Source organism: Mycobacterium aquaticum (assembly GCF_002086485.1).
GTDB classification, from domain to species: domain Bacteria; phylum Actinomycetota; class Actinomycetes; order Mycobacteriales; family Mycobacteriaceae; genus Mycobacterium; species Mycobacterium aquaticum.
The window spans coordinates 131,203-150,331 of sequence record NZ_MVHF01000004.1 but is presented as its reverse complement, the minus strand read 5'-3'; the positions used below and the strand labels follow the sequence as shown (position 1 = coordinate 150,331).

General features: G+C 66.9%; 16 protein-coding genes and 1 pseudogene. 9 read left to right on the top strand and 8 right to left on the bottom strand.

The window, feature by feature from the left end; translation table 11 throughout:
- Positions 1-46 precede the first annotated feature (46 nt).
- Positions 47-1,666: a DUF4407 domain-containing protein gene (locus BST13_RS06145; protein ID WP_083161708.1), complete on the bottom strand. Its 1,620-nt coding sequence runs from the start codon at positions 1,664-1,666 to the stop codon at positions 47-49.
- A gap of 189 nt (positions 1,667-1,855) precedes the next feature.
- Between BST13_RS06145 and BST13_RS06140 the strand changes: the two genes are divergently transcribed.
- Positions 1,856-4,231 carry a lysylphosphatidylglycerol synthase transmembrane domain-containing protein gene (locus BST13_RS06140; RefSeq protein ID WP_083161706.1) on the top strand — a complete coding sequence of 792 codons (2,376 nt, stop codon included), beginning with the start codon at positions 1,856-1,858 and terminating at the stop codon, positions 4,229-4,231.
- On the opposite strand, the gene BST13_RS06135 is transcribed toward BST13_RS06140, so the two are convergent.
- Entirely contained in the window at positions 4,228-4,947 is a 720-nt protein-coding gene (locus tag BST13_RS06135) for a hypothetical protein (protein WP_083161704.1), read from the bottom strand. The two genes, BST13_RS06140 and BST13_RS06135, sit on opposite strands and share 4 nt — an antisense overlap.
- Positions 4,948-5,014: 67 nt before the next feature.
- Between BST13_RS06135 and BST13_RS06130 the strand changes: the two genes are divergently transcribed.
- Positions 5,015-6,967, top strand: coding sequence for an SNF2-related protein (locus BST13_RS06130; RefSeq protein ID WP_083161702.1), 1,953 nt, complete (start codon positions 5,015-5,017; stop codon positions 6,965-6,967).
- 26 nt (positions 6,968-6,993) lie between these two features.
- Here the strand turns inward: BST13_RS06130 and BST13_RS06125 are convergent, their stop codons facing one another.
- Positions 6,994-7,737: an MSMEG_1198 family transcriptional regulator gene (locus BST13_RS06125; RefSeq protein WP_083161700.1), complete on the bottom strand. Its 744-nt coding sequence runs from the start codon at positions 7,735-7,737 to the stop codon at positions 6,994-6,996.
- A 187-nt stretch (positions 7,738-7,924) separates the two neighbouring features.
- Between BST13_RS06125 and BST13_RS06120 the strand changes: the two are divergent.
- Positions 7,925-8,149, top strand: a pseudogene (locus BST13_RS06120) (LuxR C-terminal-related transcriptional regulator); the annotation flags it as partial.
- A 197-nt stretch (positions 8,150-8,346) separates the two neighbouring features.
- Here the strand turns inward: BST13_RS06120 and BST13_RS06115 are convergent.
- From BST13_RS06115 to BST13_RS06100, 4 genes are all read right to left on the bottom strand, one after another.
- The gene (locus BST13_RS06115; RefSeq protein WP_083161697.1) at positions 8,347-9,408 is read right to left on the bottom strand and encodes a zinc-binding dehydrogenase; all 1,062 of its coding nucleotides are present in this window, start codon (positions 9,406-9,408) and stop codon (positions 8,347-8,349) included.
- A 21-nt stretch (positions 9,409-9,429) separates the two neighbouring features.
- A complete protein-coding gene (locus BST13_RS06110) occupies positions 9,430-10,860 on the bottom strand; it encodes an aldehyde dehydrogenase family protein (protein ID WP_083161695.1) in 1,431 nt (476 codons plus the stop codon).
- Positions 10,861-10,887: 27 nt separating this feature from the next.
- Positions 10,888-11,352 (bottom strand): MarR family winged helix-turn-helix transcriptional regulator, encoded by a 465-nt coding sequence (locus BST13_RS06105; RefSeq protein WP_142282743.1) that lies wholly within the window; start codon positions 11,350-11,352, stop codon positions 10,888-10,890.
- 328 nt (positions 11,353-11,680) lie between these two features.
- Complete coding sequence (locus tag BST13_RS06100; RefSeq protein ID WP_083161691.1) at positions 11,681-13,375, bottom strand: TROVE domain-containing protein; 1,695 nt, start codon at positions 13,373-13,375, stop codon at positions 11,681-11,683.
- A gap of 464 nt (positions 13,376-13,839) precedes the next feature.
- On the opposite strand from BST13_RS06100, the gene BST13_RS06095 reads away from it, so the two are divergent.
- A complete protein-coding gene (locus BST13_RS06095; RefSeq protein ID WP_095533433.1) occupies positions 13,840-14,742 on the top strand; it encodes a DMT family transporter in 903 nt (300 codons plus the stop codon).
- Here the strand turns inward: BST13_RS06095 and BST13_RS06090 are convergent.
- Entirely contained in the window at positions 14,717-15,325 is a 609-nt protein-coding gene (locus tag BST13_RS06090; protein ID WP_083161687.1) for a TetR/AcrR family transcriptional regulator, read from the bottom strand. The two genes, BST13_RS06095 and BST13_RS06090, sit on opposite strands and share 26 nt — an antisense overlap.
- A 75-nt stretch (positions 15,326-15,400) precedes the next feature.
- Here BST13_RS06090 and BST13_RS06085 point away from each other — a divergent pair, with 75 nt between their 5' ends.
- The 5 genes from BST13_RS06085 to BST13_RS06065 all read left to right on the top strand — a co-directional run bounded on the left by BST13_RS06085 (position 15,401) and on the right by BST13_RS06065 (position 19,127).
- Positions 15,401-16,153, top strand: coding sequence for an SDR family oxidoreductase (locus BST13_RS06085; RefSeq protein ID WP_083161685.1), 753 nt, complete (start codon positions 15,401-15,403; stop codon positions 16,151-16,153).
- Positions 16,153-17,325, top strand: coding sequence for a Cmx/CmrA family chloramphenicol efflux MFS transporter (locus BST13_RS06080; RefSeq protein WP_083161684.1), 1,173 nt, complete (start codon positions 16,153-16,155; stop codon positions 17,323-17,325). The genes BST13_RS06085 and BST13_RS06080 overlap by 1 nt, the downstream gene beginning before the upstream one ends.
- Positions 17,326-17,363: 38 nt before the next feature.
- Positions 17,364-17,597 (top strand): hypothetical protein, encoded by a 234-nt coding sequence (locus BST13_RS06075; RefSeq protein ID WP_083161683.1) that lies wholly within the window; start codon positions 17,364-17,366, stop codon positions 17,595-17,597.
- Between the two features lie 94 nt (positions 17,598-17,691).
- Complete coding sequence (locus BST13_RS06070) at positions 17,692-18,834, top strand: inorganic phosphate transporter (protein WP_083161681.1); 1,143 nt, start codon at positions 17,692-17,694, stop codon at positions 18,832-18,834.
- Between the two features lie 8 nt (positions 18,835-18,842).
- On the top strand, positions 18,843-19,127 hold the full coding sequence (locus BST13_RS06065; protein ID WP_083161679.1) for a hypothetical protein: 285 nt from the start codon (positions 18,843-18,845) through the stop codon (positions 19,125-19,127).
- Positions 19,128-19,129: the final 2 nt, after the last annotated feature.

The following is a 19,129-nucleotide window of genomic DNA, read 5'->3' as shown; positions in this document are numbered from 1 at the left end:
TCGATCGAAGTTACATCACCGAGGGCGCATGTGTCTCCGGGGCGGCTTACGCGGGTGGTAATTGCCGAGGGCCACTCGAATCAGATAGCTGGCCGCGCTCGTGCCTGCCGCGCAGCGCCGAACCGCGCTGGGATTCGATGCGCCCGCTCGGGACATGCGTGGGCCAGGACCCCGCCGAGGGCTCGGAGGTGACTGTCGGCGCCGGGGTCGCAGTCGGTTGCGCCTCGGTCTCGACCGTCACCTTGTGCGTGCGTTTGACGGTGAGGTGGATCTCCTCCGTTTCCTCGAAGACCTGCCGGATCGGCTTGGTGGCGTTGTCGATGGCACCGGCGACGATGGGCGGCACGAACGGCCGCAGCCACCGCACCGCGGCCTTGGTGACGTCGGGGATGACGGGAATGTTCGGGATGCCGGGAAGGGCCGGGCCACGCTTCGGCTGGGCGTCCTCGGCGGGTGTGTCGAGTTGTCCGGCCTGGGCCGGGGCCGGGAGGTTGTCCGGCTCTTTTGCCTGCGCGGCGAAGCTCGCCGCCTCGGCCGCGGCGGCGATCGGCAGGTACAGGTCGACCGGTTCGGCCTCGATCAGTTCGGGTCGCGGCTCCTCGACCGGTCGGTGCGCCGTGACAGGCCGCGGGGGCTCCTGCGCCTGCAGTGGCTCGGGCATTGGTGCGTCCAGCGCCGCGATGACCCGGCGACGCTGCTGTTCGCGGTCGATCTCGTTCTGCGCCTCGATGGCCAGTTGCGTGCGGGTCAGCTCTTGTTCGGCCCACATCTCGTCGATGGTCGCCCGCACCTGAGCACGTTTGACGGCGACCGCGGTGTCTGCGTCGAGCTCGGCGCGTTCCTGTTCGGCGCGGGCATCGTCGGCACGCTCCGGCGTCGTCTCACCGCGCCACAACCGCAGGATCAACGGCAACGCGCTCAGCAGCACGAAGAACCCGACCACCAGCAAGCGCAGCGCGAGCGCACCCGGATGCCCAAGCGTGTAACTGTTCATCGCGAGCCACCGCGCACCCACACCACCGGCCGTCGCCGCCTCCCGCGCCTGCGCGAGCGTCCGCTCCCCGGCGGAGATCTGCGCGTCCAACCCGGCGGCGCGGCCGTCCCGGTCCGCGACCGCGGTATCCAGCTCCCGCTGGGTGTCGGCGAGGAAATCGTCGGCGGTGCGGGTCTCGGGCCCGACGCCAGGCACTCCGGTGATACGGACCTGCGGGCACTGCGGGGACGGGTTGAATTCGCAACGCGCCACCACCAGCGCCTCGTCGCGGCGCTGGGCTGCCTGCGTGACGGCGTCATCGAGCTTGGTGCGGGCCGCCCGCGCCTGATCCACCTCTCCTGCGGCCGCGGTGACTGTCGGCGCGGCCGACGCCTGCTCGGCCAGCACGCGATCGATCGAGCCACCGAACACGACCATGGCCGCGAGCTCACCGATCACCGCACCGACCGCCACCGCGACCGCCCAGCGTCCGATCACGGCGGAGCGTCCGCTCGAAACCGCCCAACTCGCGACTCCGAACACGACGCCGACGACCAGGCCGACGCCGATCACGGCCACGGTCGGCCACCGCGTGGCACCCGCCAGTGCACCGATCACGGCCAGTGTTGCCAGCACCGTGCCGAGCACAAGGACGGCGGCGACAAGAGGTTCAGGTATTCGACGGGCACGCATCTAAGGCTCCAATGAGTTCGGTGTGCTGTGCGCCAAGCGGATTCGTCACGCCGGTGCGTCAATACGGGGCATCCTCTCATAGCACTCCCGAGCTCGCTGCGCAGGCAAACCGCAAGCGACGATCACGGCCAATGACCGGTATCGACGACACAGCCGGTTACCTTTGTCGCGGGCCGCGAAAGGGGGAACATGCGCGTTGACGGACGGGATATCACCGTCACCGGCAGCCTGCTGCAACCGCTGACCCGGCGTACCAACGACATCCTGCGCCTGGCAATGGCGACATTGTTCCTCGCGACGGTCATCACCAGTTCGCTGATCACCCGCTACGAATGGGTCGCGCTCGAGCGGTCGATCTCCAAGATCGTCGGCGTTCTCACGCCCACCCAGTCCAACCTGGTGTACCTGGCATACGGCATCGCCATCCTGGCCCTGCCGTTCGTGATCCTCGTCAGCCTCATCCTGTCCCGGCAATGGAAACTGCTCGGCGCCTACGCGGCAGCCGGTCTGATCGCGATCCTGTCGCTGTCGATCACCGGCAACGGCATCGCCGCTCCGCAATGGCATTTCGACCTGACCGACCGGCTCGACACCCAGCTCTCTCAGTTCCTCGACGACCCCCGCTGGATCGCGATGCTCGCAGCGGTGCTCACGGTGTCGGGCCCGTGGCTCTCGCGGCGGCTGCGGCGCTGGTGGTGGACGCTGCTGCTGGCATTCGTGCCGATCCATCTGGTGGTCAGCGCGGTGGTGCCGGCCCGGACCCTGCTCGGCCTGGCGGTCGGCTGGTTCGTCGGCGCCCTGGTGGTCCTCGTCGTCGGCACGCCCGCACTCGAGGTGCCGCTCGACGGCGCCGTGCGCGCACTGGCGCACCGCGGTTTCACGGTGTCGTCGTTCACGGTGTTGCGTCCGGCCGGCGCGGGGCCTCTGCTGCTCAACGCTGCATCGCCGGATCCCGACGCCACCGCGGTGGTCGAGCTCTACGGACCCAACCAACGCAGCGGCGGCGCCGTGCGCCAGCTATGGAGCAAGCTTCGGTTGCGCGCCAACGAAACCGCCCCACTGCAGACGTCCATGCGTCGCGCCGTCGAGCACCGCGCACTGATGGCCATCGCCATCGGCGACCTCGGTCTGGCCAGCACGTCGACGATGTCGGTGGCCGCGCTGGAACGCGGTTGGACGTTGTACGCCCACAATCCCAAGCGCGGTCTCCCGCTGGACTCGAGCACCGACGATGCCGGGGTACAGAAGGTGTGGAACGCGTTGCGCATGCTGCACGACCATCAGATCTCCCACGGCGATCTACGCAGTCGGGAGATCACCGTCGAGGACGGCGCGGTGCTCTTCGGCGGGTTCGGCAGTGCCGAGTACGGCGCCACCGACACCCAGCTGCAGTCTGATATCGCACAGCTGCTGGTGACCACCTCCGCGTTGTACGACGCGCCCTCGGCGGTGCGCGCGGCGATCGAGGCGTTCGGCCGCGAGACCGTGCTGACCGCATCCGGCCGGCTGACCAAGGCCGCGGTGCCAGGCCGGGTCCGCGACGCCGTGCCCGACGCGAAAGCCGTGATGGCCCGGGCTCGCGATGAGGTGAAGCACCAGACCGGCGCCGACCAGATCCAGGCCGAGACCATCACGCGGTTCACCCGCAACCAGGTGATCCAGCTGGTGCTGCTGGTCGCGCTGGTCTACGTGGCCTACCCGTTCATCAGCACGGTCCCGACGTTCTTCTCCGAATTGGGCACCGCGAACTGGTGGTGGGCGCTGCTCGGCCTGACTGTTTCGGCGCTGACCTACGTCGGAGCCGCGGCCGCGCTGTGGGCCTGCGCCGACGGGCTGGTCAGCTTCCGGCACCTGGCGATCATGCAGGTGGCCAACACCTTTGCCGCCACCACCACCCCGGCAGGCGTGGGCGGTCTCGCCCTGAGCACGCGTTTTCTGCAGAAGGCCGGGCTGAGCACGCTGCGCGCGACGGCCGCGGTGGCCCTGCAGCAGACCGTGCAGGTGATCGTGCACGTGCTGCTGCTGATCCTGTTCACCACCGCCGCGGGCGCGCGGGCGGATCTGTCGCACTTCGTGCCGTCGGCGACCGTGCTCTATCTGATCGCGGGCCTGGCGCTCGGTTTGATCGGTGGGTTCGTGTCGGTGCCGAAGCTGCGGCACTGGCTGGCGACGGCCGTGCGGCCGCGGCTCAAAGAGGTGACCGACGATCTCGTCGACCTGGCCAAGGAGCCCAAACGGCTGGGCCTCATCGTGCTGGGCGCGGCGGGAACGACTCTCGGTGCGGCGCTCGCGCTGTGGGCCAGCGTCGAGGCGTTCGGAGGGACCACGTCGTTCGTCACCGTCACCGTCGTCACGATGATCGGCGGGACGCTGGCATCGGCAGCCCCGACGCCCGGCGGCGTCGGCGCGGTCGAAGCCGCCCTGATCGGTGGTCTGGCCGCATTCGGGTTGCCTGCCGCGATCGCCGTGCCCGCGGTGCTGCTCTACCGGGTTTTGACGTGCTGGCTGCCCGTCTTCGTGGGGTGGCCCGTGATGCGCTGGCTCACCCAGAACGACATGATCTAACGCGATTCACCGCGGGCCGCGGCGTTGGCGCGGTGCATCTCGGCGGCGAGCCGTTCCATCAGATCCCGCAGCGGAGAATGCGGCAGCTGCGCACTGGCCTCGAAGCTGCCGCTGAGATCCAGACCGGCGCGGGCACACTCCATCAACGTCCACGGGATCCCGGTCTCGCCCACATCCAATTGCTCGCGGATGGCGTCGACCGTCCGCAACTGCAGCCGGTCCATCTCGGCAACGGTCGACACGATGCGGCGCTCATGGCGGGCGCGTGCGCCGGCTTGGCCTTCAGGGGAACCCTGGGTGTCGGCTCCGATCGCCACGCCTCCGCCGGCCTGCACGATGAAACCGTCCGCGGTGGCCGTCGCCTCGGCGTCGAGTTTGTCGGATTCCAGCGACTGCATGCCGTCGATGCAGTCGGTGACCGTTGTCAGCGCTGCCATCACGCGTTCGGCGAGCTGTTCACGACGCGGCTCGGCGCGGTCCCCCGCGTCGCGGTCGGCCAGCCCCTGCACCAAGCCTCGCCGCGCGCACGTCGCCGTCCTCGACGTTTCCGACATGGACAGCTCCGGAAAGCCCTCCGGCGGCGCGGCGATGGCCAGCAGTCGATCGAATTCGACCACCAGATCCTCGACCTGGCTGCGCGGCAGCAACGGGTTGCGGGCCATCTCGCGGTATCGCCGCTCGGTGTCGGCATCGGTGGCCGAGGGGTCCTCGTCCATTCCTTCACGGTAGACGGAGCGGAATCGGCGCACGCGACACGACGGTGGAGTGGGATGATCGACAGTCATGGAGCGCGTCGACCTCACCGAACTGGTCAACCGCGCTGACGGCACACTCGCCGAGATCGGCAAACTCCGGGCCGAAGTTGCCGCGAACATCCGGGCCAGCACCGACGCCATCGTCGCCAAAACCCTGCAGTCAGCACCCATCGACAGCGTGCGCGCCTATCTCACGCGGGGGGCCCGGCTCGGTGGTCTGGCCAACTCGCCGCAGTACCGCACCGTCGCCGACATCCAGTCGGTACCGGCTCGAGCGCTCACCCAGGTGCCGGGCGTCGACATCGCCACCGCCCAGGCCGTGCAGGCCGCCGCCCAAGCCAAGGCCGACCACCTGCGCGGCGGCGTGCGGCCGCGGTTGACCCCCGAGCGCGATACCGAGCTGGTCGCCAACCTGCTCACGCTGAGCAAGACCGACACGGCCGTCAAGCAGCTGCGGCGGCTGTTGCCGCGATTGCGCACCCGGGCCGCCGCGGCCCAGCCCACGCCCGCCGAATCCGATGCCCCCGATCCCGCGGTCGCCAAGGTCACCGAACTGATCGAGCGCATCGAAGAAGCCCGCCAACCCGCGTCCGACGTGTGGGCCGAGTACCGCCGCGATCCCACCGGCGTCGACACGCTGCTCGGCGAATTCGCCTCGGGGACCACCATTGTGGATGCCCAGCAAGGATTCGTCGGCGCCGAGGTGACGGCGCAGGCCGAGCATGTGTCGCTCGACCGGTCGCTGCTGCGTACCCAGCTGCGCGGCTATCAGACGTTCGGCGCGCAGTACGCACTGGCACGTCAACGCGTACTGCTCTGCGACGAACTCGGGCTCGGCAAGACCCTGCAGGCCCTGGCGGTCGCCGCGCATCTGGCCGCCGCCGAGAAGATGCGGCACGTGCTGGTGATCTGCCCGGCCAACCTCGCCATCCACTGGGTCAACGAGACCCTCAAGCACACCACCCTGACCCCGATCGAAATCCGGGGCAGCCAGAGTGAGGAGCGCCTGGCCGAGTGGGAGGCCAAGGGCGGGGTCGCGATCGTGACCTTCGCCACGCTGGTCCGGATCACGCTTCGGGTACGCCCCGGCCTGGTGATCGTGGACGAGGCCCATCTGCTGCGCGATCCGAAATCGGACCGGGCCCGCGCGGTGCGTAACGTGCTCACGTCGGACAACCGCATCATGTTCCTGACCGGAATCCCGATGCACAGCCGCATCGACGGTTTCCGCAATCTGGTCGACTACCTGCAACCAGAGGTGGCCGCGACGGTGGCGCCCAACGCAGGCCTGCGGGGGTCGATCGGATTCCGCCGCACGGTGGACCGCGTGTACCTGCGCCGCGACTTCCGTGACGTGATCGACGAACTCCCCCTGCGCGTCTCGACCGAGGAATGGGTCAGATTCGGGCGGTCCGACCGGGAACGGTATCGCCGCGCGGTCGGCAGCGGTAACTTCACCGCGATCCGGCAGGGCGCATGGCCGTCAGGGTCCCCCGAGCCGGCCGCCAAGCTCGACCGCTTGATCGAGTTGACCGCCGAAGCCCACATCAACGGCGCCAGGGTGGTGGTGTTCTCACAGTTCGTGCCGGTGCTCGAGGTGATCCGGAAAGCGTTGCCCAGCAATGTGTTCGGCCCACTGGACGACACGGTGCCCGATCCGCGGGCGGTGATCGCCGAGTTCGCCGCCCATCACGGGCCCGCCACGCTGCTGGCCCAGGTCGATTGCGGAGCCCTCGATCTGCGCAAGGTTCCGGCGCCGCTCGTCGTGATCCTCACCGAACCGCAGTGGCGCCCGCAGGTGGAACGCCAGATCATCGGACGTACCCAGCGCATCAGCGAGCTACCCACCATCCGCGTGTACCGGTTGCTGGCCAGGAGCAGCATCGACGAGCCGATCCGCCGGCTGGCACAGAACCGCGATGAGCCCCCGCCGCATCAGGATCAGCTGGTACGTGCGGAGCAGTCACGCCTCGCCAAGTAGGGTGACTCGCCGCGTCAATCTCATTGCTATGAATCGATATTCGGCGATCTGAGCACGTCTGCGTGACCGTTGCGCCTGCACCAACTCACGATGTAGCGGGCATGCAGCCCGCACCACCGATAGACGGCGGCCAGGGTCAACGGCAGGTCGGGATCATGCTCACCGCGCTGGATGATGATCGGACCGAGATAGTTGGTGGCGACCTTGTTCGCGGTGTTGACTGCGACGCCCGCGGCCGCGGCAAGCGTGACGCCGTCGGTGGCCCGCCCCGCAGCGATCGCCCCGGCCAGCCGTCCGGCCGTCTGTCCTTTGCGGCTGCGGAACGCCTCGTACAGAGGAGGTTTCCGGGATGCCGGCACAGCTGCGATGTGTCGTCGGCCCACCGCGGCGTCGCGGACGAGCGTAGCGAGCTCGGCGGTACCAACAGACTTGGGAAACACGGCGGCAACCTCCGGGCGCAGCCTGGCCTCGTCGAGCAGGTCGAGTTCGATCGTGTGCCCCTGAGTCGCCAGGATCACCGGTGCCGGGCGGTCTGCGGCACGCAGGATGTCGAGCACATCCAGGCCGTCAAAGGTGTACTCCAGATCGGGGTGATTCCACACCAGATCGGCGATCACGACGTCGAAACGAACCCGGCCGGCAACCTGTCGGCGGACATCGTCACGGTCCAACGCCTCTTCCACCACGCTGGCCGGGAACGCGTTGGCCAGCGCAGGCGTGATGATCCGAGCCAGCGGCGATGCCACCAGGATTCGAGGACTGTGGACCATACTGAATCCTCCTACGCCCGGCAAGATCTTGCCCGAAGTTCTCAGCAATTGACGTTTGGCGAACTCCAAGTCTGGCAAATATGTGTAAGACCACCTGCTTTTGCTGTCGGCCGAACGGACGATAGAACCAAGTTTCAGGTTGAGAGGTGTCCCGGATTTGTCTGTTCCCGATATGACACCCGCCATGCAGCCCGAGCTTGCGCCCCGCGAAGTCGAGGTGCTCGTCGCCTGGTTCCACACCGAAAGCAAGGAAGCGGTCGCCCGCCAATTGCACATCGCGCCGACGACCGTCCGCACCCATCTGCAGCGAGTGCGGGCAAAGTACGCCGCAGTCGGACGGCCCGCGAAGACCAAGGCTGCCCTGGTCGCCCGGGCCATTCAGGACGGCCTCATCCACATCGACGATCTGTGAGCCTGCCACGCCGTTGTCATCCGTTGGGCCGACAGTCAATCACGTTGCCAGATGGTGTGATTGGGTGACATCGCCCGTGCCACACGCAGCCTGTCCAATGATGCTCGCATGGAAGTGGCCGGTGGCGATGTCGGCAAGATGCGAGCCACCGCCGCGGCTCTCCTCGAGGTGGCCGGCCAGAGGGCGTAGCTGCCCGGCTAGGCGTGAGCGTGCCGGTGGATCAGCCGCCCGTCGATCTTGCCTGCGCGCAACTCCTCGAACCCCTGGTTGATCGTGTCGATCGGAACGACCGTTGTCGGTATCGGCTTGATCCTGCCGTTTCGAGCGTGTTCGACCAGCTCACGGAACTCGGCAAGGCTGCCGCAATAGGAACCCTTGAGACTGAGTTGCTTGGAAGCCAGAACCGCCACGGGAAGTTGGATCATGGCGCCGAACAGCCCGACCCCGACGTACGTGCCGCCGTTGCGGAGCAATGACAGTCCCAGCTCAAGCGTCTGCTGCGCCCCGACAAAATCGATGATGCCGATGAAGCCGCCGGTTTCTTGGACCAGCCTTTCCGAGAGACCCTCCTCCAGGCTGTTCAGCGCCATGTCGGCACCGAAGTTGTCGACGGCGGCCCGTAACTTCGCATCGCTGATGTCCAGAATCGCGATCTTGCTGTCCGACAGAGCCTTCTCGATCGACAGGGCCATGGTGCCCACTCCGCCTGCCCCGATGATCCCGATCCAGCCGTCGCGACGCGGAAGTTTGGCGAGAGCCGCGTAGGCAGTGAGGCCGCCGCAAGCGAGAATGCCGGCATAGTCGTCGGTCAGCCCGTCGGCGGGTGCAAGATACTTGCTGTCGCGCACCACGACTTTTTCGGCATGCCCCCCGGGGCGCTGCATACCGATGGAATGCGGCGTCGGGCACTCGTTGTCGCGATCCGACAGACACGCCGAGCATTGGCCGCAGCCAATCCAGGGATATACGACGACCGGCCGCCCGATATCGGCCTGGCTGTACCCGGAATCCGGTCCAAAAGCGGCGATCCGACCATAGATCTCGTGACCGAGCGAGGTGGGCGTATTGATGCCGAGCATGCCGGCCGGCAGTTTCGCGTCCCCGCCGAGATTGACGTGGCCCTCGTGGAAATGCAGGTCCGAATGGCACAGACCGCAGGTGACCACGTCGACAACGACTTCCGTCCCACTGGGTACCGGGTTAGGAACTTCCGTACAAACGATGGGAGCGTTGAACTCCACGACTTGGTAGGCGCGCATGACTGTTCCTCTCGAATCGATTCAGGCTGCTTGCTTGTGGATGACGGCCTTGATCTCAAGGAAGTCGCCGAATGCGATCTCGCCCCATTCGCGTCCGTTCCCGGACATCTTGTAACCGCCGAAGGGGGCTTCACCGTCTTCGCCTGCGCCGTTCAAATAGACCATGCCGGCATCGATCCGGGCGGCGACCGCGGCTGCCTCATCATCGGTCCCGGCTTGAACGTAAGCGGCGAGGCCGTAGATGGTGTCGTTGGCAATGGACACAGCGTCGTCCACAGTCTCGTAACTCTGGATTACGAGCACCGGTCCGAAGATCTCTTCCTTCACGATCGTCATGTCACGGGTGGTGTCGGCAAACACCGTCGGCTGCACGTAGAAGCCCTTGTCGAGTCCGGCCGGCGCGGCAACGCCTCCGGCCAGCAGGGTCGCCCCCTCGTCGATGCCCTTCTGGATCAAGGCGAGAACCCGCTGGCGTTGAACATCGGAGACCAGCGGCCCCATGTATGCACCGCTGCGCGGATGACCGACCGTGATTGCCGCCGCAACTTCGGCAGCGATCGCCTTGGTCTCCGTCAGACGGTCGGCAGGCACGAGCAGCCGCGTCGGCGCATGGCAGGTCTGCCCACTGTTGACCATCAGGCGATAGATGGTCTCGGTAACGGCTTTTCCGAGATCGGCGCTGGGAAGCACCACGTTGGGAGACTTGCCGCCCAATTCCTGGTGCACACGCTTCACAGAGTCGGCCGCGCGTTTGGCCACGTCGATGCCGGCGCCGGTCGACCCCGTGAACGAGACCATCGCGACGTCCGGATGCGAGGAGATCGCGGCGCCTACCTCTAGTCCACTTCCGTGGATCAGGTTGTAGACACCCTTCGGAACACCTGCCTCTTCGAGGATCTCAGTAATGATGTGAGCGGTGAAGGGAGTCACTTCAGACGGCTTGTGGACCATGGTGTTGCCGGTGGCGAGCGCGGGCACGATCTTGCACATGATCTGGTTGACGGGCCAGTTCCAGGGCGTGATCATGCCGATCACGCCGATCGGCTCGTAACGGACTACCGTGCGCGGGCCTTTGGGACGTTCGAAGGCATATGTCTTGAGATTCTCTATGGCGGTCATGATGTGCAGGGCTCCGATGCCCGTCTGAACGTCGAATGCGAACTCGGCCGGTGCGCCCAACTCCTCGACCAGCGCATCCGTAAGATCCTGGCGGCGCTTCACGTAGGTCCCGAGAACGGAGCGCAGGAGGTCGAGCCGGTCCTCTCGGGTGGTGCGCGAGAACGTTTGGAAGGCAGCGCGTGCCGCTGCGACCGCGTCATCGACATCGGCGGCGGTGCCACGGGAGATCCAGCCCGCCACCTCTTCTGTGGCGGGGTTGATCACCTCGATCCGCGGTCGGTCGGACGCATCGACCCACGAGCCGTCGATGTAAAACTGCGAGTAGTTCCTCATGGTGTCTCCTGATACGAGTGGTGGTGGTTATCCGGCCGGTGCAGGTCGGACAGTCAGGTGCTGGTCCGCGACGTCGTCGAGCATCCGCCGAAGCTGTGCGGATTCGGCTGAGCCGAATGTCGTCTCGAATTCTTCTTGCGCGGCATCCCAGTAGGGGCGCGCCTCGGCCACCTTGGCCAGGCCGCTGTCGGTGATGCCGACCATGCGGGCGCGACGGTCCGTTTCGTCGACGGTGATGGTCAGAAATCCGTCCCGCTCAAGCGGTTTCAGATTGTGGCCGATGGTGGCGCGGTCCATGGCGAGCAATTCGGCGAGAGCCATCATCCGCAGCGGTCCGTTGTTCTTGAGATAGCCCAGGATGGTGAACTGGTTCACCCCGATGCCCGCGTCCGCCAGGCATTGGTCGTAGAACCGCGTGACGATTCGTGTGGCGCGTCGCAATCGGGCGCAGTTGCACCGTGACGGCACGTCGATCTCGGCTTTTTTGGTCATGTACCACACTCCCCTGGGCGATCAATCTGTCTGTAGAACTTGATCATTCAATCGATCTACGACTGTTCCGGGCGCCGCGGCCGGGTGAACCCCGAATGACGAGTGCGGCAGCGCGCCGTTCTCCCATGACCTCAACGGTTGGAACCGCCATCGTCCATCCTCCGTGTGTGCCCGCGTCCCGTAAGGGCGTGCGAGTCAAATTAGTCTCATATGCACCTAATGTCAATGGATGGATGCCCACGCCCTCTACGGAACCGATTCACCCGCACGTCGCCCAAACAGAGATCGGGGGTGGCGGTCGAAAACCGCCACCCCCGAATGCCTTCCGCTATACGTCGCCGCGGGAGAAATCCGCAAGCAGCGTCGGCACCGCCGAGTCGAACCCGGAGATGTCGAGCTGACGCGGGTCGCTCGGATCGGCGATCGAGTTGCGGGTGGCCGTCATGGCGACGACCACCAGGCGCGCATCGATGCCCATCCGAGCGCGGTACTGCTCCAGCGCCTGGTGCGGATGAATGTTCCCGTACCAGGTTTCGTTGTCGGTGTAGATGTGGAACGTGTCCACCTCCACCCGATGCTTGAGTGCCCAGGCCATCGGCAGTGCGCAGTCCGTGGCACCCATCGGCAGCCCCGCGGTGTACCGGCACACGTCGTCGAGGCGACGGCGCGGGCCGATGTCCAGCTCGGTCACCGCGGTGTCCGGGTATCCGCGGCTGCCCGCGGTGAACCCGATGATCCGGTGCTGCGGCTCGGTGGCCGCAGTGACCATCGCCAGCGCGGACGACGCCTCGCGGCACGTCACCGGCAGACCCGACACCGGCATCACCATCGAGCCCGAGATGTCCAGTGCCAGCAGCGTCCGCTTGTTCGCCGGCTGCACCGCCCCGTAGGCCGCGTAGAACGCCGCGTCGAGCGCATCGCTGATGCGTCCGACAGGCGTCCAGGTGCTCTGACCGCGGTCCCCATGACCCGACGCGTAGGTGCGCTGTGCCACAAGGACATTCACCGGGTGCACCCGGGCCCGTGCCAGCCGAACCGGATCGGCGAGCTGTGTCGCCACCGTCTCACCGACCGCGCCGGCCAGCAGCCCAAGCCGGGTCAGCCGCGGGAGCTGACGCATCAGCGCCGTCTGCGGCATCCCGCGGGCGATGAGCGCCTCCCACACCGCCGGCTCCGCCAGCGCCGTGTCGGGCAGCATCTCCCACGACAGACCGTTGCCCCGCTCGATGATCTCGAGCCACCGGCCCGGAGTCGTCGCGACCTGCGCGTCCTCGAAGTCGACGATGATCGCCAGCTCCTCGGGTACGACATCGGCACGCAGCGCGGGGCGGACAGCGTTGCGCTGCCCGGCCCTGAGCTGCTCGTCGCTCAGCGGTACGACGGCTTCGGGATAGTCACCGAGACCCTTGCCGACGGCCCAGTTGAACGCCATCCGGCGAGCAGGGTCGGTGGTGCCCGACGGGCTGGCCAGCCGCAACAGATCGCGGTGGCTCCAGCCGCCGCGCCTGCGGTACTTCACCAGCTGGTAGGCCAGCTGATCGACGGGCCGCTCGGTGTACCACTGGGCGACCGCGCGACGCAGCGTCGGACCCCAACCACGGAACTGCTCGACGTAGCCGGCGAACAGAAACAGCTGAGTTGCGGTGCGCGCCACTCGCGGCAATGCCGCCAGAGCGGCGCGCCGACCGTCGACGTCATCAGCCGACGCGGCGATGGCCAGCGCGAACAGCGCCGGGTTGGCCTTGGGCGCCCGCCCCGCCTCCGAGACCGCCACGATGCGGTTCACCAGCTCGACCGGATCGGTTGCGGCGACCCGCAGCACCACCTCGGCGTTGTCACGCGTGAGGTCGCCGCTATGGGTGTAATAGGTGCCACCGTCGGTGCCCAGCGTCAGGAACCGGTGCACCCGCGCCCAGTCGTCAACCGGAAAGGCGTAGCCGCCAGCGGCATTGAGCAATTGGCCGGCCTTCGCTGCGCGCGACTGTCGCGTCCAGCGCAGGTTGATCGTCCTGAGAATGTCCATGGGGCTACTCCTTTCAGTGTTGTGTGCCGGACATGGAGCCGCGAGCGTGTGAGGCGCCGACCGGTGCGCAACAGCCGAAGCTGCTACGTCAGGAATCGAACCCAAATCGCCAGATAACCGACCGACTTTCGGCCCGCGGCAATGAAGTTGTGCGCCAAGGGATGTGGGCGTGTGAGGGGTCAACCGATATCAAAGCGCTCTACCCAGACTGAGCTACCGCCCTGGGGCGGGCGGGATTCGAACCCGCGACATCTCCATCCGAAGTGGTAACCGATCAACGTCCGGCTCACATCACCGGGCTCGCAGAACGCTACGCGGGCAATCGTGAGAGCGCCACCGATTATTCGATCACTCGCAATATTGCTGTGCGCCAATCGACTCCGTGCACCTCTTCGCGGCTTGGTCGGATGGTCCGCGTAATTGCGATGCGCAGAGCGCCTGCCCGTTTCTACCATCGGGCAGTGATGCTCAACGTCGTCCGAGGATTCACTGCGATCACGCAGCGGCCGGTGCCGGTCGCTGCCGCAGGTGCGCTCGGGGTGTCGACGTCGGGCTTGTTCGTGGCACTGTCGAGCACCTCGCCGGGCACTGCGTCGTTCTTCCGCTGCGTGTTCGCCCTCCCGCTGCTGGTGCCGCTCGCGATCGCCGAACGACGTCACCGCGGAGCACCTACCGCTCGCCAGCATGCCTGGGCGGCCGCCGCGGGAGTGTTGTTCGCAGCAGACGCACTGTTGTGGACGCAGGCGATCTACGAGGTCGGCGTGGGGTTGTCCGCCGTGCTGGTCAACACCCAGGTGGTGATGGTGCCGCTGCTGGCCCGGTTGATCGACCGGGAGCCGCTGAGCACTCGGTTCGTCGCACTGTTGCCGGTCGTCATGCTGGGCACCGTGCTCACCGGCGGCGTCTTCGAATCCGGTGTGGCGGGAACGGCACCCGTCGCCGGGACGATCCATTCCGCGTTGGCCGCGCTGTGCTACTCGGCGTTCCTGTTCCTGCTCCGCCGCGGCGGCCCGGACCAGCCGCCGGTCCAGTCGTACGTGACGATCATCGGATCGGCAGCGTGCGCCGCCCTGACCGGTGGCGCACTGTGGTGGGGCGGAGTCACCCTGACACCGGGCTGGGGGCCCGCGGGCTGGCTTGCACTCACCGCGATCTGCGGTCAGGTACTGGGCTGGCTGCTCGTCGCGCTGAGCAGTCCGCTGCTGCGGGTCGAAGTCAGTTCTGCGCTGTTGCTGCTGACACCGGTCGGCGCGCTCCTCCTGGCCGCCGTATGCCTCGGGCAGGTGCCTTCGGTATGGCAGGCCATCGGGTGCGTCCTCATCTTGGCAAGCGCCTACCGGATCACCGCTCAGGCGCCAGCGACGTGACGGTGAGGTCGACGGCAACCGCGGCGAGCTGATCGAGCTTGGCCCGGGACACACCGTCGCGGGCCTGCTGGGCGATGCCGCTCAGCACCGCCATCACGTACCGGCCGAGGGCTTCGGGATTCGCGTCGGCGGCGATCCGGCCGGCATCGATATCGGCGCGGACCTTGTCGGCGAACTGCGCGACCTTATGTTCCCGGATGCTGCGCATCGATCGCTGCACGACGGGATCGGCGGTGCCGGCGTCCCCGCTGACGATCAGGCAGCCCGTCGGAAGGCCGCGGCGGGTGTACCGTGCCGGCGCTTCGGTGAAGATGCGCGCCGCGGCCGTCCGCGCGGTCGGCTCTTCGGCCAGGGCAGCGTCGATGAATCCGCCGTACACGCGGTCATACACCTCGACGGCCTCGGCGAACAGCTGCTGCTTGCCACCGAACGTGTTGTAGAGGCTGGGTGCGGCGATGCCCAGCTCACAGGTCAGATCGCGGACCGACGTGGCCTCGTAACCATTGGTCCAGAACATCCGGATCGCCTTGTCCAGCAGCATGTCCCGATCGAATGACCGCGGACGGCCGCGCGTTGTCGCCATCCAGCCATTTTATAGCGCTCGTTCCACAATGTGCTACCGTCGATTTTTGTAGCACCCGATAAAGAAAGGTTGAGCATGTCACCGCTGACAGGAAAGACGGCAGTCGTGACCGGAGCGGGCCGCGGCATCGGACGCGCGATCGCCCAGCGCCTTGCCGCCGACGGAGCCCGGGTCGGCGTCCATTTCGGAACTCGCGCAGACGCCGCCGAGCAAACCGTCCACCAGATCCGCGAGGCCGGAGGGTCGGCATTCTCGTTCGGTGCGAAACTCGGCGAACCCGGAGATGCGGAGCGATTGTGGGCAGCATTCGACGAGCACGCCGACGGCGTCGACATCTTGGTCAACAATGCAGGAATCCTCGGTACCCGTACCTCTTTCACCGACCTCACCCGCGAGGAATACGAGAATGTGTTCGCCGTCAACACCACAGCGCCGGTATTCGTCGTGCAACAAGGCCTGCCTCGACTGCGCGACGGCGGACGAATCGTCAATCTCTCCACGCGATTCACCCACGGGATGCGGATCCCCGAACTGCTGGCGTACGCAATGTCAAAGGCCGCGATCGACGCTTTCACCGCCACATTGGCCAAAGATCTTGCTCCTCATGGGATCACAGTCAATGCCGTGGGGCCAGGCAGCGTCGACACCGACATGAACGCCGCGCGGTTGGCCACTCCCGAAGGCCGCGCCGCCGTAGCTGCGCAATCACCGTTCAACCGGGTCGCACAGCCTGCGGACATAGCCGACATCGTGGCTTTCCTCGCATCGGAGGACGCGCGGTGGGTCACCGGCCAGTGGATCGATGCGACCGGCGGGTCGATGCTCTGATGCCGGTCGCAGTCTGGTTGATCGGATTCGCTATATTCGCCCAGGGCACAAGCGAACTCGTCCTGGCCGGCTTGCTACCGGGGCTCGCAACAGACCTTTCGGTGAGCATTCCGCAAGCAGGCCTGCTGATCTCGGGATTCGCGCTCGGGATGCTCGTCGGGGCGCCAGTGCTTGCCATCGCGACCTTGCGGCTGCGGCGCAGGCTCACGATGCTGACGTTCCTCACCGTGTTCATCGCGGCCCATGTCGTCGGTGCCCTGACGAGCGACTACTCCATCTTGTTCACCACCCGCTTTGTCGCAGCGTTCGTCTACGCCGGGTTCTGGGCCGTCGGCAGCAGCGCCGCCATGGCCGTCGTCGCCCCGGAACTCCGTGGTCGAGCGATGAGCATCGTCGCAGGTGGACTGACCGTGGCCATGGTGATCGGGCTGCCGGCAGGCACCTGGATCGGCGAGCACCTGGGCTGGCGTGGAACGTTCTGGGCCATCACCGGGTTGAGTGTCGTGGCCGCTGCGGCGATCCTGTTCGGTGTCCGCGACAGACGACCCGAGACGCCCGCACGCGCATCATCGGAGATCCGGGGGCTTGCCATACCCAGGCTGTGGCTGTCCTACAGCATGACGGCGGTGTCGACCGCTGCACTGCTGGGGACCTTCTCCTACCTCGCCGCGATGCTGACGAGCACCACCGGACTGCAGCCACAGTGGGTGCCGTTCGTCCTGCTGACCTACGGCGTCGGATCGGTGATCGGCATAGTCGTCGGCGGCAGGATCGCCGACCGTCGACCATTGGGAGTTCTCGCCGCCGGGTTCACCGGACTCCTTGCCGCGTCAGTCTTCATCGCGGTGACGGCATCGCACATCGCACCGGTGGTCGTCGGGGTGTTCGTGCTCGGCATGGCCGGTTTCGGCACCAATCCGGTGCTCAACTCGCGGGTGGTCGGGATCGCGCCTGCGGCGCCGACACTGTCGATGGCGGGCAACGTCTCCGCCTTCAACATCGGCATCAGCGCCGGGCCGTGGCTGGGCGGCATCGCGATCAGCGCGGGCCTCGGATACCCCGCCGTCGCCTGGATCGGTGCCGCACTGGCCGTGGCGGCGCTCGCGCTCCTGGCCGGCGAGATGCGCAGCACCGGAGCCAAACGTGATGAGCGCCAGGCTGTCTCGGTCTAGCCGTACGCTGGAGGGCGATCACACGTCCCGCCGAAAGGATGCCTGCAGTGGCCAAGAAGCGCTGGAACGAACTGTCCCCGACCGCCAAGGTGGCCATCATCGGGATTGCCGCGGTGGACGCCGGCCTACGGGCCTGGGCCCTGCGTGACCTGGCAGGCCGTGAGGCCGCCCAGGTCAACGGTCCCAAGTGGGCGTGGGGTGCTGCACTCGGACTTCTCAGCAGCCCGGGTGTGGTTCCCATCGTCTACCTGGCGGCTGGTCGCAAGCCCTAGCGATGCTCGACAGGGCTGCGCGAGCCCGGCCGTGACGCAGCCCTCGGCCAGCTAATTAGGTTTTCACACCTTTGCTGTTCCACAATTGTTTACCGTGTCTTTACAGTTCCTCCTGCTCTGCATCGTCGTGATCACGGCACTGATATTCGATTTCACCAACGGATTTCATGACACCGGCAATGCGATGGCGACGTCGATCGCCAGCGGGGCACTGAAGCCACGGACCGCCGTCGGCCTCTCGGCGGTACTCAATCTCGTCGGGGCATTCCTTTCCACCGCGGTGGCGGCGACCATCGCGAAAGGCCTGGTCGACGCCAATCTCGTCAGCCTGGAGCTGGTGTTCGCCGGCCTGGTCGGCGGGATCGTCTGGAACCTGTTCACCTGGCTGTTGGGGATCCCGTCGAGCTCGTCACACGCCCTCATCGGCGGCATCGTCGGCGCCATGATCGCCGCGGTCGGCGGCCACGGCGTCATCTGGCACGGACTGGTGTCGACGGTCATCGTGCCCGCGGTGTTGTCCCCGCTGATCGCCGGCGTCGTGGCCTGCATCGCCAGTTGGCTCGTCTACCGGCTGATCCGCGGACTGCCTGAGGACCGCACCACGGCCGGGTTCCGGTACGGGCAGATCGGGTCGGCGTCGCTGATCTCACTCGCGCACGGCACCAACGATGCCCAGAAGACGATGGGCATCATCTTCCTGGCCCTCATCTCCTACGGCACCGTCGACGAGTCCGCGACCATGCCCCCGTTCTGGGTGGTGGTCGCATGCGCGATCGCCATCGCGCTGGGCACGCTGTCCGGCGGTTGGCGCGTCATCCGAACCCTCGGAAAGGGTCTGGTCGACACTGCCGCCCCGCAGGGCATGGCCGCCGAATGTGCCTCGGCAGCAACGATTCTCCTGTCGAGCCATTTCGGATACTCGCTGTCGACCACGCACGTCGCCACCGGGTCCATCCTCGGCAGCGGCGTGGGCAGGCGCACCGAGGTGCGCTGGAGCGTCGCAGGCAAGATGGCCACGGCCTGGCTGATCACGCTGCCAGCCGCGGGCCTGGTCGGCGCGCTGACCTACTACCTGGTGCACGGAATCGGCGGATTCTTCGGCCCGCTCATCGGGTTCATGGTGCTCGTCGGGTCGGCAGTGCCCATCTGGATCAAGTCACGCAAGCCACCGATCGATCACAACAACGTCAACGACGCCTGGGAAGGCAGCCTGACCGGCACGGTCGAGGCCAAGTAGGGAATCACATGAACCACTGGATCAATCTCGTGGCCGTCGGCAAGATCCTGCTGTTCGGCCTGGTACTGGGCGCCGCGGTGCCGACCCTGTTCGCGCTCGGCCTGCGCCTCAACATCACCGCCACGGCCGACGGCCGGTCGGACTCGGGTCGCGCCCGGCTCATGATCGGCCTCAGCTGGGCGATCTTTGCGCTGGTGGTGGTCGTCGTCATCACCGGCGTGCTGTTCATCGCCAACAATTTCATCGGCCACCGCACCGCCGTCTACCTGTTCGGCGCGCCCGCTCACAAATAGTC

Coding starts and splice junctions, on each gene's coding strand:
- BST13_RS06110 (WP_083161695.1), bottom strand. CDS start 10,860: ATGAGGAACTACTCGCAGTTTTACATCGACGGCTCGTGGGTCGATGCG.
- BST13_RS06065 (WP_083161679.1), top strand. CDS start 18,843: ATGAACCACTGGATCAATCTCGTGGCCGTCGGCAAGATCCTGCTGTTC.
- BST13_RS06125 (WP_083161700.1), bottom strand. CDS start 7,737: ATGGTCCACAGTCCTCGAATCCTGGTGGCATCGCCGCTGGCTCGGATC.
- BST13_RS06105 (WP_142282743.1), bottom strand. CDS start 11,352: ATGACCAAAAAAGCCGAGATCGACGTGCCGTCACGGTGCAACTGCGCC.
- BST13_RS06135 (WP_083161704.1), bottom strand. CDS start 4,947: ATGGACGAGGACCCCTCGGCCACCGATGCCGACACCGAGCGGCGATAC.
- BST13_RS06080 (WP_083161684.1), top strand. CDS start 16,153: ATGCCGGTCGCAGTCTGGTTGATCGGATTCGCTATATTCGCCCAGGGC.
- BST13_RS06075 (WP_083161683.1), top strand. CDS start 17,364: ATGCCTGCAGTGGCCAAGAAGCGCTGGAACGAACTGTCCCCGACCGCC.
- BST13_RS06115 (WP_083161697.1), bottom strand. CDS start 9,408: ATGCGCGCCTACCAAGTCGTGGAGTTCAACGCTCCCATCGTTTGTACG.
- BST13_RS06095 (WP_095533433.1), top strand. CDS start 13,840: ATGCTCAACGTCGTCCGAGGATTCACTGCGATCACGCAGCGGCCGGTG.
- BST13_RS06145 (WP_083161708.1), bottom strand. CDS start 1,666: ATGCGTGCCCGTCGAATACCTGAACCTCTTGTCGCCGCCGTCCTTGTG.
- BST13_RS06090 (WP_083161687.1), bottom strand. CDS start 15,325: ATGGCGACAACGCGCGGCCGTCCGCGGTCATTCGATCGGGACATGCTG.
- BST13_RS06100 (WP_083161691.1), bottom strand. CDS start 13,375: ATGGACATTCTCAGGACGATCAACCTGCGCTGGACGCGACAGTCGCGC.
- BST13_RS06085 (WP_083161685.1), top strand. CDS start 15,401: ATGTCACCGCTGACAGGAAAGACGGCAGTCGTGACCGGAGCGGGCCGC.
- BST13_RS06130 (WP_083161702.1), top strand. CDS start 5,015: ATGGAGCGCGTCGACCTCACCGAACTGGTCAACCGCGCTGACGGCACA.
- BST13_RS06140 (WP_083161706.1), top strand. CDS start 1,856: ATGCGCGTTGACGGACGGGATATCACCGTCACCGGCAGCCTGCTGCAA.